The organism is Arachidicoccus ginsenosidivorans (assembly GCF_007971385.1).
Lineage (GTDB): Bacteria > Bacteroidota > Bacteroidia > Chitinophagales > Chitinophagaceae > Arachidicoccus > Arachidicoccus ginsenosidivorans.
Genome location: NZ_CP042434.1, coordinates 1,284,798 through 1,302,044, shown reverse-complemented (window position 1 = coordinate 1,302,044; position 17,247 = coordinate 1,284,798). Strand labels below are relative to the sequence as shown.

12 protein-coding genes are annotated in these 17,247 nt (G+C 38.8%); 7 read left to right on the top strand and 5 right to left on the bottom strand.

Features of this window, described 5'->3' with window-relative positions; all coding sequences use genetic code 11:
• Positions 1-433: 433 nt before the first annotated feature.
• A complete protein-coding gene (locus tag FSB73_RS27435; RefSeq protein ID WP_225974505.1) occupies positions 434-598 on the top strand; it encodes a DUF1016 N-terminal domain-containing protein in 165 nt (54 codons plus the stop codon).
• Between the two features lie 408 nt (positions 599-1,006).
• Here FSB73_RS27435 and FSB73_RS05285 read toward each other — a convergent pair whose 3' ends face one another.
• Both FSB73_RS05285 and hemH read right to left on the bottom strand, forming a co-directional pair.
• Positions 1,007-1,567 carry a CopD family protein gene (locus tag FSB73_RS05285; RefSeq protein ID WP_146780455.1) on the bottom strand — a complete coding sequence of 187 codons (561 nt, stop codon included), beginning with the start codon at positions 1,565-1,567 and terminating at the stop codon, positions 1,007-1,009.
• Positions 1,568-1,591: 24 nt separating this feature from the next.
• On the bottom strand, positions 1,592-2,611 hold the full coding sequence (hemH, locus tag FSB73_RS05280) for a ferrochelatase (RefSeq protein WP_146780454.1): 1,020 nt from the start codon (positions 2,609-2,611) through the stop codon (positions 1,592-1,594).
• Positions 2,612-2,927: 316 nt separating this feature from the next.
• Between hemH and FSB73_RS26345 the strand changes: the two genes are divergently transcribed.
• The 5 genes from FSB73_RS26345 to FSB73_RS05255 all read left to right on the top strand — a co-directional run bounded on the left by FSB73_RS26345 (position 2,928) and on the right by FSB73_RS05255 (position 9,903).
• The gene (locus FSB73_RS26345; RefSeq protein WP_146780453.1) at positions 2,928-3,191 is read left to right on the top strand and encodes an AAA family ATPase; all 264 of its coding nucleotides are present in this window, start codon (positions 2,928-2,930) and stop codon (positions 3,189-3,191) included.
• Positions 3,188-4,900 (top strand): ATP-dependent DNA helicase, encoded by a 1,713-nt coding sequence (locus tag FSB73_RS05270; RefSeq protein ID WP_158639424.1) that lies wholly within the window; start codon positions 3,188-3,190, stop codon positions 4,898-4,900. Before FSB73_RS26345 ends, FSB73_RS05270 begins: the two co-directional genes overlap by 4 nt.
• Positions 4,870-5,226 carry a helix-turn-helix domain-containing protein gene (locus FSB73_RS05265; protein ID WP_146780451.1) on the top strand — a complete coding sequence of 119 codons (357 nt, stop codon included), beginning with the start codon at positions 4,870-4,872 and terminating at the stop codon, positions 5,224-5,226. The genes FSB73_RS05270 and FSB73_RS05265 overlap by 31 nt, the downstream gene beginning before the upstream one ends.
• Positions 5,227-6,076: 850 nt before the next feature.
• The gene (locus FSB73_RS05260; RefSeq protein WP_146780450.1) at positions 6,077-6,718 is read left to right on the top strand and encodes a response regulator; all 642 of its coding nucleotides are present in this window, start codon (positions 6,077-6,079) and stop codon (positions 6,716-6,718) included.
• Between the two features lie 185 nt (positions 6,719-6,903).
• Positions 6,904-9,903, top strand: coding sequence for a sensor histidine kinase (locus tag FSB73_RS05255; protein ID WP_146780449.1), 3,000 nt, complete (start codon positions 6,904-6,906; stop codon positions 9,901-9,903).
• Positions 9,904-9,988: 85 nt separating this feature from the next.
• On the opposite strand, the gene thrC is transcribed toward FSB73_RS05255, so the two are convergent.
• The 3 genes from thrC to thrA are packed head-to-tail and all read right to left on the bottom strand — an operon-like array spanning position 9,989 to position 14,745.
• Entirely contained in the window at positions 9,989-11,284 is a 1,296-nt protein-coding gene (thrC, locus tag FSB73_RS05250) for a threonine synthase (protein WP_146780448.1), read from the bottom strand.
• A 55-nt stretch (positions 11,285-11,339) separates the two neighbouring features.
• Positions 11,340-12,269 (bottom strand): homoserine kinase, encoded by a 930-nt coding sequence (locus FSB73_RS05245; RefSeq protein ID WP_146780447.1) that lies wholly within the window; start codon positions 12,267-12,269, stop codon positions 11,340-11,342.
• A 25-nt stretch (positions 12,270-12,294) separates the two neighbouring features.
• Complete coding sequence (gene thrA, locus FSB73_RS05240; RefSeq protein WP_146780446.1) at positions 12,295-14,745, bottom strand: bifunctional aspartate kinase/homoserine dehydrogenase I; 2,451 nt, start codon at positions 14,743-14,745, stop codon at positions 12,295-12,297.
• Positions 14,746-16,223: 1,478 nt separating this feature from the next.
• Between thrA and FSB73_RS05235 the strand changes: the two genes are divergently transcribed.
• Positions 16,224-17,138: a DUF6268 family outer membrane beta-barrel protein gene (locus FSB73_RS05235; protein WP_146780445.1), complete on the top strand. Its 915-nt coding sequence runs from the start codon at positions 16,224-16,226 to the stop codon at positions 17,136-17,138.
• Positions 17,139-17,247 lie beyond the last annotated feature (109 nt).

The following is a 17,247-nucleotide window of genomic DNA, read 5'->3' as shown; positions in this document are numbered from 1 at the left end:
GTATGAAAAAGCAAAAATAGTTAAAAACATTTTTACACCTAATTTACAGCAGTGTCTTCATTTAATATTGATAATCAATTTAGCTTAACTTACTGTATTAGTAAATAGGAACGAAAGAGTATAACAAAGGAAAATAAGGGAAAACATAATATTACAGTAATATTCAATAATTGTATTGTATGTTTAGCTTTGTATTTATATAAATTTTAAGAGATGGATAATCATTTTTCTGAAGTGATTGATTTAATCAAACGAGCAATGATAAAGGCCGTAAGGTCGCTAAACACTGAGCTTATAAATTTATAATGGAGTGTTTGGGAATACAATTTTAATAAAGTTCAAAATACAGAATGGGGCTTTGTCTGTTGTAGGTGATTTGGCGCAATATATTCAAAGTAATGAACCTGGCATTAAGGGGTTTTCTGATTAGAATATGTGGAGGGTGAAGCAATTTCATGAGTCTTATAAAGATGTACCGAAACTCTCGGCGATGCTGAGAGAAATTAGTTGGACGCATAATTTAACAATATTCTCACGTTGTAAAACTATTGAAGAGAAAGAATTTACATTTGTGGTTATGCATAAAAGAAAATTATAGTTATCGTGAGTTGGAGTGACAAATTTCATCGAGTTTGTTTGAATGGGTAATTACCTTCCTTTAAAACTCTCAACACCGTTGAGAGTTTTAAAGGAAGGTTTAACTAATTCGTTTGTAGATAGTTATGTGTTTGGATTTATGATTTACCTGAACCATATGATGAGCAAGACCTTCAAAAAGGCTTAGTAGGGCAAATGAAAATGTTTATCCTTGAATTGTGGAAAGATTTTATTTTTATGGTAGAGAAATAGCGTGTACAGGTCGGCAAAAAAGACTTTTTTATCGATTTGCTATTTTTTCATAGAGATTTACAATATTTAGTCGCTTTTGAATTATTATATTGTGCAATACATAATAATTCAAAAGCGATTTCCCTTTTTACTAAAGAAATATGGCGGTTACTGGGCCTTATTTCTTTGATTTATGCTCCCGGGTCCTTTTGTAAACTTTAATGGCGATGACTAGCAGAAGAATCAATAGGACCAGTCCACCCAAACCATAAAGAAGACTTATTGCACTTTTTACGGTCGCTAAAAATACAATGGCAAATAGAAATACCGTGGCCACTTCATTATAAAAGCGCAATTGATTTCCAGAATATTTAAAGATTCCTTTTCGCTGCTGTTTAAATATTTTACCCAAGGACAAAAAATAGAGGTAAAGCAGAATGACAAAGCACAGTTTGATTAAAAGCCACCTGCCTGTGCTATCAAAAAGATGATATTCCCAATGCCCTAAATGCAATAACAAAGACCCAAATATTAATGTAATAATTGCCGAAGGGACTGTTATACCAAACCAAAGCCGCTTCATCATCAATAAATACTGTTTACTCAGCGCTTTTTTGACTGCTTCATCAGCAGTCTGCTGGGCTTCAGCATTATAGATCAGTAGCCGCGGGAAATAAAAAAGTCCTGCGAACCAGGTGACGATGAAAATAATATGTAAGGCCTTGATATAATAATACATAGGCTAAAATTACAGATAATGATCTTATTTAACTTCATTGATAATCCCTGCAAGTGCTTCCACCCACAGGGGTTGAATATTCATACAAGGTATATAACGGTAACTTTCACCTCCACTATTCAGGAAGTCTTCTTTACCACGAATTTCAATCTCTTCAAGTGTTTCAAGGCAATCACTAACAAAAGATGGACTGACTACCAGTAATTTTTTAACACCCTCTGCAGGTAATTGTGGTAACCTAACCTGCGTATTGGGTTGTAACCAAGGATCTCTGCCCAATCTGGATTGATAGCTTTGTTGCCATTTGCTTTTGGGGAGCCCCAGTTTTTTGGTAACCAATTCACTGGTCATGGTTACCTGATGCCTGTAACAGGTTTTATGACATATGGATTTGGTAAAGCAGCAATTGTCCGACTGCATACAATGATTGCCAGTGGGATCCGTTTTCAAAACATGCCTTTCAGGGATGCCATGATAACTAAACAGCAACTGGTCAAAATCTTCCTGCAGGTAGGGCCTGATACTTTCCGCTAATGCATTGATATAGGCCGGATGATTATAAAATGGTGGGGTGGTTTTAAGGGCAAAACGGTAGCCTAGCGCTTTATGGGCCTTGGTCATATAGTCTACGGCAGTTTCAAAACTGCTCATGGCATAGTGAGGATACAAGGGGACTAAGATAACTTCTTCTAAGTCAGGATTATCCGCTAAGAGTGCTTCATAGGCAGCCTTCGGATATGGATTGCCATAGCGCATAGAGATAGACATAGGATCCATTATCTTTTCTGCTAAGGCATTTTTCAATCTGTTTGTAATCACAATAAGAGGAGAACCTTCCGGCCACCAAATTTTCCTGTAAGCCTCGGCAGATTTAGGTGATCTGAAAGGCACTATCAGACCTTTAACCAAAATGGAACGCAGTAGCCAGGGTTTATCGATCACTTTTTCATCCATTAAAAACTGTGTCAGGTATTTTCTCAGGTCCGGTAAGCTTGTAGAATCCGGAGAACCCAGATTCATTAATATAATGCCACGTTTTGCCATGTCAAATTTGAATAATTGAGTGCAAAATTAGTCAATAAACGTTAATTATATGGTTGCACAGCCGCTATAAAAGCTTAGAAAAGGATAAAATGTCCTCATTATTGCTAAAAAACGGCCTTAAATGACAAACCATTGACAATATGAAAGCATAATTGTTTTCAGAATAAGAAAGTCTTTTAATTTCCCTATAAAATTTTGGGACCTATTTAATTGAAAATGGAATTCGCACCTATTTTCAGGCTTAAGCCGATTTATAGAGCTGAGAAACAGCAGTGGTTCTTGCAAGGTCAGTTAGATTTCTGTAATTTGCAGGCTTATGGAACATGATAGCAGCAATAAGGCCTTTGAGCAAGCCGTTTCTTTTGTGAATTTTACCCGGAGTCCTCTTTTTTTGACAGGAAAGGCTGGCACTGGTAAGACCACCTTTTTGCGCTATATAAAACAGCATTGTCCCAAAAAGATGGTGGTGCTAGCGCCAACTGGAGTGGCCGCTATCAATGCAGGAGGTGTTACTATCCATTCCTTTTTTCAATTACCCTTCGGCATTTTTGCCCCTACCTCAGAACACGTTTGGGGGTGAGCGAGAATCAGGCGCTTTATAATAAGCATCAGTTACTGCATAAACTCAAGCTAAATAGTGCTAAAAGAAGCATTATGGAAGAGCTGGAGCTCCTGATTATAGATGAAGTTTCCATGGTTAGAGCCGATCTTTTGGATGCCATTAGCGAAGTTTTGAAGTGGGTGAGGAGAAATTCTAAGCCCTTTGGAGGTGTTCAAATGCTTTTTATAGGGGATTTATTCCAGCTGCCACCGGTTGTCCGTAATGAGGATATGACGACATTGAATCAGTTTTATGACAGCCCATTCTTTTTTGATGCCCATTCTCTTAAAGATTCGCCTCCGGTCTTTTTAGAGCTGAAAAAGATTTACCGTCAAAGTAATCAGGAGTTTATTCATTTATTGAATCAGATTCGTAATAGCAAAGTCAGTCAGGAAGAACTCTGGCAGCTTAATAGTTATTACCATCCAGAATTTGAGCCCAGGGAGGATGAAGGCTATATTACGCTTACCTCTCATAATGCGATTGCTGACCAAATTAATCAAAAGGCCCTTAAAGCCCTGCCAGGCAAATCCTATTACTTTCGGGCTATTGTAGAAGGTGATTTTCCGGAAAAAGCCTTTCCTGCAGAAAAAGATATAGAACTTAAAGTCGGCGCTCAGATCATGTTCATTAAAAATGACAAGGGGGAAGAACGCCGGTTTTATAATGGCAAAATTGGTGTCGTCGCTCAAATAGACATCAATCAGGAAATCAAAATCCAATTCAAGGATGAAAAAGATCTACTGACCTTAGAAAGGGAATTATGGCAGAACCTTCGTTATGAATACGATGGTGAAAAAGATCAGATTGATGAACAAGAAGTCGGCAGTTTCAGTCAATTACCCATCAGGCTTGCCTGGGCAATTACTGTGCATAAAAGTCAAGGCTTAACATTTGACAAGGCGGTCATAGATGCGGGCGCATCTTTTGCGCCTGGACAAGTATATGTTGCCCTAAGTAGATTGAGGAGTCTGGAAGGGCTAGTACTCAGAAGTCGGATAATGGCATCTTCAATCCGAACTGACCCTTCCGTAATGGAATATTATGATATAGCCCAAGATGAAAATCAACTAGGTCAACAATTGCAGCATTTGCAAAGGCAATACATATATACGTTAATATTGGAGGCTTTCGATTGGAACCGCTTGGATCATCAAATTGAAGCCTATATTAAGGAAAACGAACAAAAACTTTTCAGTGCTCATCAGGATTTACTGGATAAGATGAAAGAAATTTACGGGCAGATTCGCCAGCAAAGAGCAACCTCTGAAAAGTTTAATTCTCAATTAACCCAACTATTGGATTCTGCTGATAATGAGAGCTTTGAAAAGCTGCATCAAAGAACAAGGGCAGCCTGCGGTTGGTTTACGGACGCCCTGGCTAAGGAGGTTATTGAACCGCTTAAAGAACAGTTTAAAAAACTGAAAAGCATCAAAAAAACGGCTGCTATCCAGAAAAAAATAATCGGCCTGATCTTACCATTAGAACGAAAAGTAGCACAAATTAATCAGGTTATCCAACTTACAGAGTCTATGTGTAAGTCGCAGGCTGTGACTGATTGGTTATCTTCCGTTACCGGTTTACACCGGATCAATGTAACCGAAGCCACCAAAAAATTAAAACCAGAAAGCAAACCACCCGTAGGGAGCTCAAAAAAATGTCCCTTACCCTTCTTAAAGAAGGAATGACCATTGAGCAGATTGCCGAGTCAAGAAATTTGGTGGTTAGCACTATTGAAAGCCATTTAATCTCTTTTTTGGAAACAAAAGAAGTTGACATCTCGCTTTTTGTAACAAAAAAGGAGCGAAAATATATTGAAGAACTCATCTATAGTAACCCGGAAGCAAAAGCCGGTGAAATAAGGGTGATTAGTGGAGAATCGGTCAGTTTTACTCAGATTCGGGCAGTTGCCACTGATTTGGGCATTCGTTTGCCGTTGAAACCTGCGGATGAAACAGGAGATTTGGTTTTTGGCAGTTCGGTTGATCCGGATGTCAATCCGATTGCAGGTTAGGTCAGGGGAATAAAGTAGTAATTTAGCTACAATATAGTGTCATTAAGTTGTACATATTATTAAAATTGGGTCCTCAAAGCTTTGTTTCGTTTTATAGAAATGCACGGCTAAGGTCGTTATGTAATCAGCCTATGACCTGCTTTGGCCCCAAGAATTAAGAAATGCGCGGCGCAAAAATACATATTTGATGTTCAATCTAATTTGGCATGATTGAATAAATTGTAACTCCCTATAGGTCTTTGTAGCTGAATAGCTACAAAGGCCTATAGGGAGTTACAATACTTTTGTCCAAGTCTTAAGTCATTTAAAGGTAGAGTTGTAATAATTACGGTTCCAAAATGACTTCAGGTAAAAGGGTGAGAAAGAATTACATGTTCAAAATTGTAGGGGTTTAGTTGTTATGGGTAGACAAACTGATCCTGAAGTCAATTAATTATAAACGGATAAAACTAATTAATGAGTTGTGATGGCCTATTAAGCTGACGTGCCATTAAGCGCGTGAAACCGTGAAGAAGGCAAGCAATTTAAAAAGATGGATAATTGCCGTTAAAGTAGTTATTTAGTAATCGGTTGAAAATCAACATGAATTATGAGAATGCAATCATGGCGTTTAAGTTGATCAAATTGAGCTATTCCTGGCCAAAGAGATATGCCAAATGGAACTGTTCTCATAGAATGGTGGGTTGAATTAAGGGGCAACCCACCATTTACAAATCGAAAAACCACATGAAAAACTAATTGTTTCAAGGATACGCTTAACTTAGTGCCCCATTCGGTAACGTTGGGATGATGCTCTTGAGATTATGAGAACTAGAGAATTTTTTAATTATTAAATTAATATTACAAGATCATGTCCTTTACGGTTTTAATTGCTGATGACCATTTTCCAGTTCGTTTTGGATTGGAACTTTTAACAAAAGAAACACTGGGTGCAAATACAAAAATTGACTTCGCTAGTGATTTTATAGGTATTTTAGAAAAAATAAAGACCCAGGCTTATGATTTGCTGATTAGCGATATTATGATGCCTGGAATGGATTGTATGTCAATGATGCAAGAAGCATTGTCCTTGCGGCCTAATTTAAAAATACTTTTTGTCAGCGTTAACCCTAAAGAGATTTTTGCCCTAAGATATATGAATGCGGGAGCCTATGGTTATGTGTGCAAAAGCGATTCTGATGAAGAACTTAAAAAGGCCATTCGTAATATTTACTTAGGTAAAAGATACTATCCAGAAGGCGTACTGGAAAGTAGAACTATGATGGTGAAAGGCAAAAAGGTCAATAGTCTTTTTGATTTGTTATCACAAAGAGAATTTGCTGTAATGATGCTGCTTTTAGAAGGGAAGGGTATTATTGAAATCGCTAATACATTGCAATTAAATCCTTCTACTGCCAGTACCTATCGCGGCCGAATCTTTGAAAAACTGAAGGTAAAAAGTCTGATTGAGCTTTCCAATATGGCCAGAGAGCATAAGTTTTCATTGGATTGATATTGTAAGCAAAATGTTTGCTCAGCAAATCTGGTAGTGATAATAGGATATTTGAACGTATATTTGGCTTCAATTAAGATTCATTACATGTCCCAGAATAATTGGTAGTTGTGAAGCCAAATTTGTTTTATGTAGTTTGTATTATTGTTTTTTGTCAAAACCTATGCCCCCCAATAACTAAGCAAGTGGATGGGCAAGGGTTACCCTATGTAATTGAGCATTACACTTCAGAAAATGGACTGCCGCAGAATTCCATTAAATTTCTTTTATTTGATAAAAATGGTTATCTCTGGATGGGATCGGAAGCAGGACTGATCCGCTTTGATAATAAGGAATTAAAGGTTTATGGAATTAATAATATTCCAGGACTTTTGGATGCTCGCATCCAGGATATGAAACTGGATACAGCAGGTAACGTTTACGCTGAAAATTTACATTATCAGAACATTGTAACCAAACCAATGGGGCATTTTATGAGCCCGTTACCATGGTTAATGAAGGGGGAAAGCCCCTATTATTATCCCACCTGGGGGTATTTAAACAAAAACCCCATAATTGGCTCACTTTGGGACAGTATAAGTGCAACCAGCAATTTACCGACAGTTAGAAAACATGCCAGCCTTGCCAATGGGGATATTTATCTATTCTATGAAGGGAATGTCTATTATATAAACCACGGATACCACTTATTAAAGACCTGGTCACAAAAGCCAATTGAAAATATTGCTTTAGGTGCTAAATATATGCTTCAATTTTGGAAAACAGGTAAAATTGCCGTTTGGGAAAATGGTCAATTACTTCAACAAACCAAATTGAAAGGGGAGGTGTTAAAGAGTGCCCACTTTTTGCAAGGAGACTTTATGACTTTTTGGTGTCCTACAGGATCCTTTATTCTTGTTGATAATGCCCTTTATAGGATTTTTATGGATCATGGCGTCATTACAACAAAACTGGTATTAAAAGCATTATCCATTGAATCTCCAGATTGTCTTTATTATAATCCTTCCAATAACACCTATTATTTTGGTTCAAGGACTGCAGGTTTTTATGTTATAAAAGTATCAGATTTTGAAGTGCCGCCGACACCAAAACAGACAGGCGCTAATTATCTTTATTCCATTGCAAAGTTACCGGGTGATTCACTGGTCGTTAGAAATACCATCATTCCACCAAGTGGGGAAGCTTATTACAAAGAATTTAAAGGGAATTTCTATACCAGTTATGTGGATAGCGCGGGTGTGTTGTATTATGAAAACGAATATTCATTCAATAGCTACCAACCGAGGACAGATATAGTTAAAGAATTACTGCCTTTGGAGGAACATTTGGTGAGTATATTGCCTTACTCTGGCAATAAGCTATTATTATGCACACATGCTTCTTATAGAATCGTTTCCAAAGAAGGGAAAGTGTTTGCTCAAAAAAGGTTACCAATTGATTATTCGGATGTAAAAGCGAAAGGGTTATTTCCCATTCATGGAGATCATTATTATCTATTAACCACCAATGGCCTAAAATGGTATAATTTAAAGACAAACAAAATTGAAAAAACAATTTTGGATTCAGTTAGCTTTAGATCATTTTATGCCGATAAACATGGCCGTCTTTGGCTGGGTAGTGATGGAAGCGGTGGATTTATGTATAAGGAAGGGAAAGTGTATAAATTGCCATTGGGGCCGTTAAATGCCTTTAATACGATTCATGCTTTTATTGATGACCATAAAGGCCATTTTTGGCTGACGACTAATAATGGCTTGTATAGGGTTTCTATTCAAAACATGGTCGATTACCTTACGGGAAAAGTACCTGAATTTCATTTTTATGCCTTGGATAATAAAGATGGATTGCCTACCAATGAATTCAATGGAGGCTGTATTCCTGCTTTTCAATGGCTAAAAAATGGGATGCTGGCCCTGCCATCCATGCGAGGCTTAGTTAAATTTAATCCGGATAGCTTAACGATTGATGTGCCTAAACAACGTCTTTTTATTGACGCACTAAAAGTGGATTCAGTCGAAATAAAAGTGGATAGTACGCTGACTGTTAATAATTTATCGCCCGATTTTAATCAATTGGAGATCAAAGTGAGTTGTCCGTATTTTGGGAATCCAAGGAATCTTGTATTAATGTATCAAATTCAGGGTGAGGATCATCATTCAACATGGATGGAGCTACCACACTCTGGAATGATTAATATTAACCGGCTTCCGGCTGGTAATTATCAGGTGCTGATTAAGAAAATGGGCTATGATAAGTCTTCCTCCAATGGCTCGCTCAGATTACGATTTGAAGTGCTGCCTTATTTTTATAATACTTGGTGGTTTTATACAATGATGCTATTGTTATTTGCATTGGCAGGCTATATAATTTCCCGTAGAAGGATTGCAACGCTTAAACGTAAAAACCTGGAAGTAGAGCGGCTGGTCAATGCCAGAACTGCAGAGCTCAGGTTAACAACCACCGAATTAGAGGTATCTCAGGAGGCACTTAAACAAAGCAATCGGGTAAAAGAACAAATCATAGCAATGATTCTCCATGATTTACGCTCACCAGTACGTTTTTTGGGGACGATCAGTCATCAGCTGATTCGGCAGTTTATGGATCGGTCAAAAGCGGATAATTTGGAAGATTTAAAAAAATTGCACAAATCCGTGGGCGGGCTATGGGCGTTTATAGAACAGTTTTTCGGCTGGGCTGTGAGTCAGCAAAATGCATTTAAAGTACATATTAAGAATGTGCTGATTCAAGAAGTATTCGATGATGTACATCGGTTTTATAATGAAATTCTGAGTTATAATGGAAACCTACTGGATATACAATCCTCTGCTTTGCAATGGAATACCGATAAGGATATCTTAGCCTTAATTATACGTAATTTATTGGATAATGCGAATAAGTATACGGAAAACGGACATATCTGGATTAAAGCGGTAGTTAGTAAGGATAAACTGCGCATTAGCGTTGAAGATACTGGTCAAGGACTCACCGATATTCAGGTGCAGCATTATATGGACGCTATCAATGGAGAAAACAGCGATGGGAATGGCAGCATAATGATTTTACAAATGTTAAAGATAATCGGAGGTAATTTGACGATTGAGACAAAAAAAGGGAAAGGAAGTGTCTTTACAATTATTCTGGATCGTCAACCACTATCCACATCGGAAGGTTATTTGCAAACGTAAGAAATAAAAGGAGCCGTGGGAGATGACTTTGTTTAAAATCGATCCCTCGGCTCCTTTTATTAATGTATCGAATAATAACTCTGGGTTACCTTGACAACAACCAGGATTTTACAGATTCAAAACTAGCAGCAAGTTCAATCGAGCATTTATCTGCCGGATTCAACTGAGTCGCATTTTCAGGTAATGGTATTTTGATGTTGAGAAGGGACTCAATCACATCCGGAAATTTAACCGGATGCGCCGTTTCCAAAATAAAGCCTTTGTCTGTCGGACGTTCACTTTGATAATCTTCCAGTGCACGATAGGCGACAGCGCCATGCGGATCCAGTAAGTACTTTGTTTTGTCGTAGACTGCTTTAATGGTTGCTTTTGTTTGCTCATCTGTAACAGAAACACTACTAAAGCGCGTTTTCAGCTTTTCGGCCTCACCACCAAAGATTTCCAGTATGCGGCTAAAGTTACTTGGGCTTCCTACGTCCATCGCATTAGAAATTGTGGGTATAGAGGCTTTAGGCTGATAATTGCCGGTCTGCATGAAAACAGGGACTGTATCATTGATATTGCAAGCGGCAATAAAATGCTCAACTGGAAGACCACTTATATGCGCTAGTATACCTGCACAGATATTGCCGAAGTTCCCACTAGGCACACTTATGACCGGCGGTTTCTCGCCTTGCCATGCTTGGAGACCATAAAAATAATACAGTTGTTGAGGCAGCCACCTGCCTACATTAATAGAATTGGCAGAGGTAAGGTTGTATGCCTGCTTTAAATCTTGATCCATGAAAGCCTGTTTTACGATGGCCTGACAATCATCAAAGCTACCCTCTATTTCTAAGGCAGTAATGTTTTGCCCACAGGTGGTTAATTGGAGTTCTTGAATGGGGCTTACCTTTCCACTTGGATAGAGAATGATTACTTCTACACCTTCCACACCTAAGAATCCATTAGCAACGGCACCTCCTGTGTCACCAGAAGTAGCTACCAGGATGGTGGTTTTTTTAGTTTCACTTTGATGAAAATAACCAAGGCAGCGGCTCATAAATCGGGCGCCCACATCCTTAAAGGCATAAGTGGGGCCATGAAAGAGCTCCAAAGAAGAAATATGGTCATTTATTTTTACCAACGGGAAATCAAAGCTAACAGTCTCTTCTACAATGGTTCGCAGCGCCTTTTCTGGTATATCTTCTCCCACATAGGGTTGCATAACTGTGAAACCTATTTCTTCTTTAGAAAGCGAAGGCAGATTTTTAATAAAATCCTTGGGCAGCTTTGGGAGCGCCTCAGGAAAATATAAGCCTTTATCCGGCGCCTGGCCTTTTAAAACCGCTTCTTTAAAAGAAACCTTTGGCGCCTGATGTTGTAAACTATAATATTGCATGGAAAATATTTAAATTTTTAATGGTAAGCAATTGATATTGCTTGGATGACTATTGCTAATTTTCTACCTCTTCGATCCTGACTCCTTCTTTATTGATCATAGATACATAACTATGGTAATCAATCCCAAGTTCTGTGTATGTCTGTTGCATGATTTTCTCTACGCCCTCAGCAATGCTTCTGGAGCTACTTAACATAAATATGGAAGGGCCAGAGCCTGAGATACCTCCACCGAGTGCGCCGGCCTGTTTACAATTATTTTTGATTTGTTGAAAGCCCGGAATAAGGGTGCTGCGAATGGGTTCGATGATATGGTCTTCCAGGCTTCTGCTAATGAGCGCCAGGTCGTTTTTCAGAATACCCGTTACCAGTCCAGCAATATTGCCCCATTGCTTAATAGCATTTTTTAAGGGGATTTGCTGGCGAAGAATTGCACGTGCATCTGCCGTTTTTACTTCAATTTGCGGATGGACGACACTAACGTATAAATCAGGGGCTGCCAAAGGAATAATATCCAGAGGCGCAATACTTCTGATCAGGGTAATGCCCCCAAATATGCAGGGCGCAACATTGTCCGCATGCTTTACACCGCTCGCGACCTTTTCTCCAGCCATGGCGTATTGGATAAGCTGGACTTTATCAAATGGGTTACCCAATAAATAATTAGCGGCTACGACGGCACCTGCGGCGCTTGCGGCACTGGAGCCAATACCGCTTCCCGGCTTAATTCTTTTATGTATCAATATTTCAAAGCCTACTTTTTTTTCAAGATCAGCAAGCATTTCCAAAAGTGGCGCACCTGCTGTATTGAGCGCCGGATCCTCCGGCAAAGGGTAGCCATCTGCACTTTTTATGACAATCTCGGATGTATCGGTTAAACGGACTTCCATTTTGTCCGCCGGGGAATCCAGACAAAGACCCAGAATATCAAATCCACAGACCAGATTTGCAACTGTACCGGGTGCGTATGCTATACAAGCCTTCATTTTATTTATTTTAATAGCTTTTAAATTAATAAACTGTTTTTATCAAGTCAGCAAATACACCGCTTGCAGTAACATCTGCACCGGCACCAGCTCCTTTGATCACCAGGGGTTGATCCGGATAACGTTTGGTATAAAATAAAACGATATTATCTTTCCCATATAAGTGGAAGAAATCGGACTGAGCAGATACTGCCTGTAAACCCACACTTGCCTTCCCTTGTTCAAAGCTGGCCACATATTTAAGCTTGCAACCTTCATTGGCTGCGGCTTCATATAATTTTTTAAAGTGATCTTCATGTACTTTTAATTGGCCATAAAAATCTTCAACACTTCCTTCAAAGCAAGAAGCAGGCAAGAAAGGCGTATTTTGGATATCTTCCATATTCAGGGCATGGCCAGACTCCCGCGCCAGAATCAGGATCTTACGCATCACATCTGTGCCACCCAGATCCAGTCTGGGATCAGGTTCTGTGTAACCCTCCTGCTGTGCCATTGCCACGACCTGCTCAAAGGTTTTGGTCGTGTCATAGTTATTGAAGACAAAATTTAAAGTTCCAGATAAAACAGCCTGTATTTTTACTACTTCATCCCCACTTCTGAGCAAATCATTTAAAGTGCCGATAACAGGAAGTCCTGCGCCAACATTAGTCTCAAAGAAAAAGGGTGCATTAAAAGCTTTGGATAAAGATTTTAATTGTTGATAGTCCTCATAAGAAGATGAACAGGCGATCTTATTGCAGGCCACTACAGCAACGCTTTTTTCCAAGAATTTTTTATAGGTGCCAGCAATGGCTGCATTGGCAGTTACGTCTACTACCACCGCATTGCGGACATTTTTTTCAATCACTGTATTGATAAAGGCAGAAAGTTCAAATTGCTGACCTTCCTGTAGTGCCTGCTCCCAGTGATCCAACGAAACGCCGCCATTATCAGAAAAGACCATTTTGCGGCTATTTGCCAGACCTGCGATGCGTAGTTGGATATTTAAGTTATGCTGTAAATAGCTTTTTTGTTGCTTTAGCTGTGCGAGTAAACGGGAACCCACATTGCCTACGCCAACAATAAACAGGTTTAACTGTTTATAGACCTTCTCGAAAAACGCTTCATGCAAGACGTTGATAGCCTTTTTGACATCTTCAAAAGCAATGACGGCTGAAATGTTTTTTTCTGAACTGCCTTGTGCGATGGCTCTGACATTTATACCATTTCGGCCGAGAACAGAAAACATTTTTCCACTAATACCTGGATGACTCTTCATTTTATCACCCACCAGGGCTACGATAGAAAGACCCCGTTCAATTTTAATCGGTTCTATTTTTCCGGTGGTAATTTCATTATTGAAGCTACTGTCCAGGGCTTCTTTTGCTAGCTCAATATCTGCTGCGTCAACTGCTACACATATAGAATGTTCGGATGAACTTTGTGTAATTAAAATTACATTGATTTGCGCTGCGGCCAGGGTCTCAAATAAGGTTTTTGATGTACCAGGTACACCCACCATACCACTTCCTTCGATACTTAACAAGGCGATTTCTGTCATACTGGAGATCCCGGTGACAATTTCCTGTTCTAATTCATGAGTGGTGGGCTCGTTATCAATAAGTGTTCCCGGTGCTTCAGGATCAAAGGTGTTTTTAATAAGAATAGGGATGCCTGCATTCATTGCAGGAATAATGGTTGGGGGATAGATAACCTTGGCCCCAAAATGAGAAAGCTCCATGGCTTCCTTAAAAGTGATATGCTGAATGATTCTCGCGCCACTGACCCATCTTGGATCAGCAGTCATCATTCCTGAAACGTCCGTCCAGATTTCAAGTCTAGTTGCATTCAGTGCAGCCGCAAATAGGGCTGCTGTGTAATCAGAACCCCCTCTTCCAAGAGTGGTGGTCTGTCCTTTTTTATTGCTGGCAATAAAACCTGGAACCAAAATGATTTTTTCATTAAAGTTTTGGATCGTTTTGCTTATAATTTCCATGGTTGGCTCCAGATGCACCTTAGCATTACTAAACTTTGAGTTAGTCAAGATGACATTTTTCGCATCCAGCCACCGGTGGGAGAGATTCAGTGAGGCAAAATAGGCAGCGATGATTTTGCTGGATAAAGTTTCACCGAAAGCCAGGATTCGGTCTTTGGTGGCGGGTGAAAATTCTCGTAAACGGAAGATACTTTCTGCAATATCTTCGAGTTCATTGAATAGTTGCATGACCAGACTCAAAGAGCTGCTTTGGCCGGTGATGGGTAGTAAGGATTTGACAACATTCAAATGCCTTTCTCTGAGATCATCCAGATGGCCTTTATAGTTTTCATCTCCTTCAGCAGCTTTAGTGCCCAGCGTCAAAAGTTCATTGGTCATACCGCCAAGAGCTGATACGACCACAACGACTTGTTTCGCATCAGAAGACTGGACGATTGCTGCGACTTTTCGGATATTTTCCGCGTTGGCCACAGAGGAGCCTCCAAATTTTAAGACGTACATAGATAAATTTTATTTTTGTTTAATGAGAGTTGTTGGTCAAAATGCGCTTCCACAGTAGTGCTATAAATGTAGCTTCTACGAATCAGCCTTGCGGGCCCAGTGGATGATATATACAATGATTTACCCTTTACAGGGTAATAATAATCGTCCCGGTAGTGGAGGACACTACAGAATTGTTGAGGCTAATATTTTGGATACGACTATTCACGAATTTGTTAAATGTGGAGCTAAATTAGGCCACAAAATTTAATAAAAAAAATATTTCTGCTTGAAATTAAAAAAAAAGACTAAAAGCGATCTTGCCTAGTTTTTACTGCAAACGTTCGTTAGGTAAAGGGTTGGGGGAAAGTTGGTGGTATTATGTGTTAATAAAACACGTTTTAAAATCACTTTTTACCATTTCCATGAGTTTTTGAAAATTTGTTAAATTCCACAAGAGTAACAAATTGATAAGTACCAATTGCTTATAGAAAGGAGCTGCAAGGTTAAGCGCTTTTTTTGATGATGTTACCTAGCGTGATATAATTTATTGTGTCTTTTTCCTCACAAGTATTGCGGGGCAGCTAAAAATCCATGGATTTTCTTAATATCAGGTGGTGCCCAACCCTTGCCTTTATTTATGACTTCAGCATGATTGAGGCGCTAGAAGGAAGCCAAATGAGGATTTTGGAGCGGGAAACATGTTACAAACAAAATAGCTTCTATAATTGTATTTTGAAAAATCCTCCAAATTGCAATTATGACTGTCCTTATTAAATTCTAAATGTTAAATAAAATAAATCTTCAAAAATTTTGGACAGGCTATAGGGGTATGGCTTCTGTGAAGTGTCTCACTTCAAATTAATTCAATTATGATTTTTATACAATGGGTACTACTTATGGTTGTGCCAATAATCGCTTTAGGCTTTGTTTTAATCCCAAAGGCTATGCTACCAGTTGGGCAATGTGCTAATGGCATACAGCAGCCCGTGGATAAATACGAGATAGTGCGTAGAAGAAACATTCATGAGTTTGAGGATTCATAAGTGATGGCTTTTTTGTAGAAAAATAATTGGAGGCCGGAAGTAGCACCTTTAACTTATCAGTTCGATGCAGGATTTGGAATGATTTCTTAAAAATTGTTTTATGTGTATGGCATTTTACAAACTGATCGGGGAATCTCCATAAATCTCAAATTAAAAGTGATCAAGGCGCAGGTATTCTATGTATTGGTAATGCGGTTGTGTTTGATTTTAGAATCTGTATTTATTAAATGATGCTTCTTTAAGTGTGGTTTGGCTGAACAGAAATGTTATCACTTCTTCATAGGGGAGTGAAACGACTGCCCGGCAACCTTTAAAATGAGGCCAAGGGGTGCCTGCATATGGAATAACTTTTCTTTAAAGTAATCAAATTACTGAAGAATTGATATTAATAATGTTTCAATGTGGATTTATTATTTATAAAATTGTTTTAAAAAATATCCTAATCAAAAAAATATGTTTAACAAGGTAAAATTGCTGATTGTCATACTTATGGTTTTCTTCACTTGGCATGCAAAGGCTCAGGTTGAAATTAAATCCGAATATATAGGCAACTCAAGCTATACAAACGCAGATAATGTAAAAACAAAAGCAAAGGGAAATGCCAAGATATTTTCTTTAAATGCCAGGATTCCACTTTCTGTTGAGGTTGATGAAGATCATAAACCAGTCAAATTCTGGGCATTGGGCATAGGTGCAAGTTATACTTCTTTTTCCAATAAATCGATGGAGCCCGGGTTTGGTCCTGATAAAATTGCTGATGCTAATTTAACCTTAATGCACTTATGGCCCATGTCGCAAAAATGGTCCATGCTAGCTATGGCTGGAGCAGGTGTTTATGCGGAACATACCCAGCTTTCAAAAATAGGTTTCAAAAATGTAATGGGCAATGGAGGTGTGCTCTTTATTTGGCATCTTCGCAAAAATCTGGACGTGGGTTTGGGACCCGTTGTCAATACCCTATTAGGTTATCCAATGATTTTCCCTGGAGTTTATGTCAATTGGCGGACCCAAGGAGATTATGAGATAAATGTGTCAATCGTAAACAGTCTGGAGGCGTCTGCTGGAAAAAAGTTCAATGACCATTTTAAATTGAATCTAATTGCATCATTTGATGGATCGATGGCGCTGGAAAATAAAGGAAATAAGAAACTGATGTTTACACATCAATATTTTACTACAGGTTTGCAACCGGAGTTTTCTATCGGCAAGACCTGGTCCATTGCAGCTACTGCGGGACTGGCTGCAGGTCGAAGTGCCTATTATCAGGAAAGAACCCTTAAATCGATATTTAGAAGTGATGATAATATTCATAATCCACATTTTGGTGCAGCGCCCTATTTCTCATTATCGATCAAATTTGGCCTCTAAAAATATGCTTTGTTCAGGTAGATGCAAAGGCCTTTTTAGTGGCATTCATATGGTGTTAACGCCAATAGTGTTTTGTATGAATTGTATGAATCGGCCATGCCATGATCCG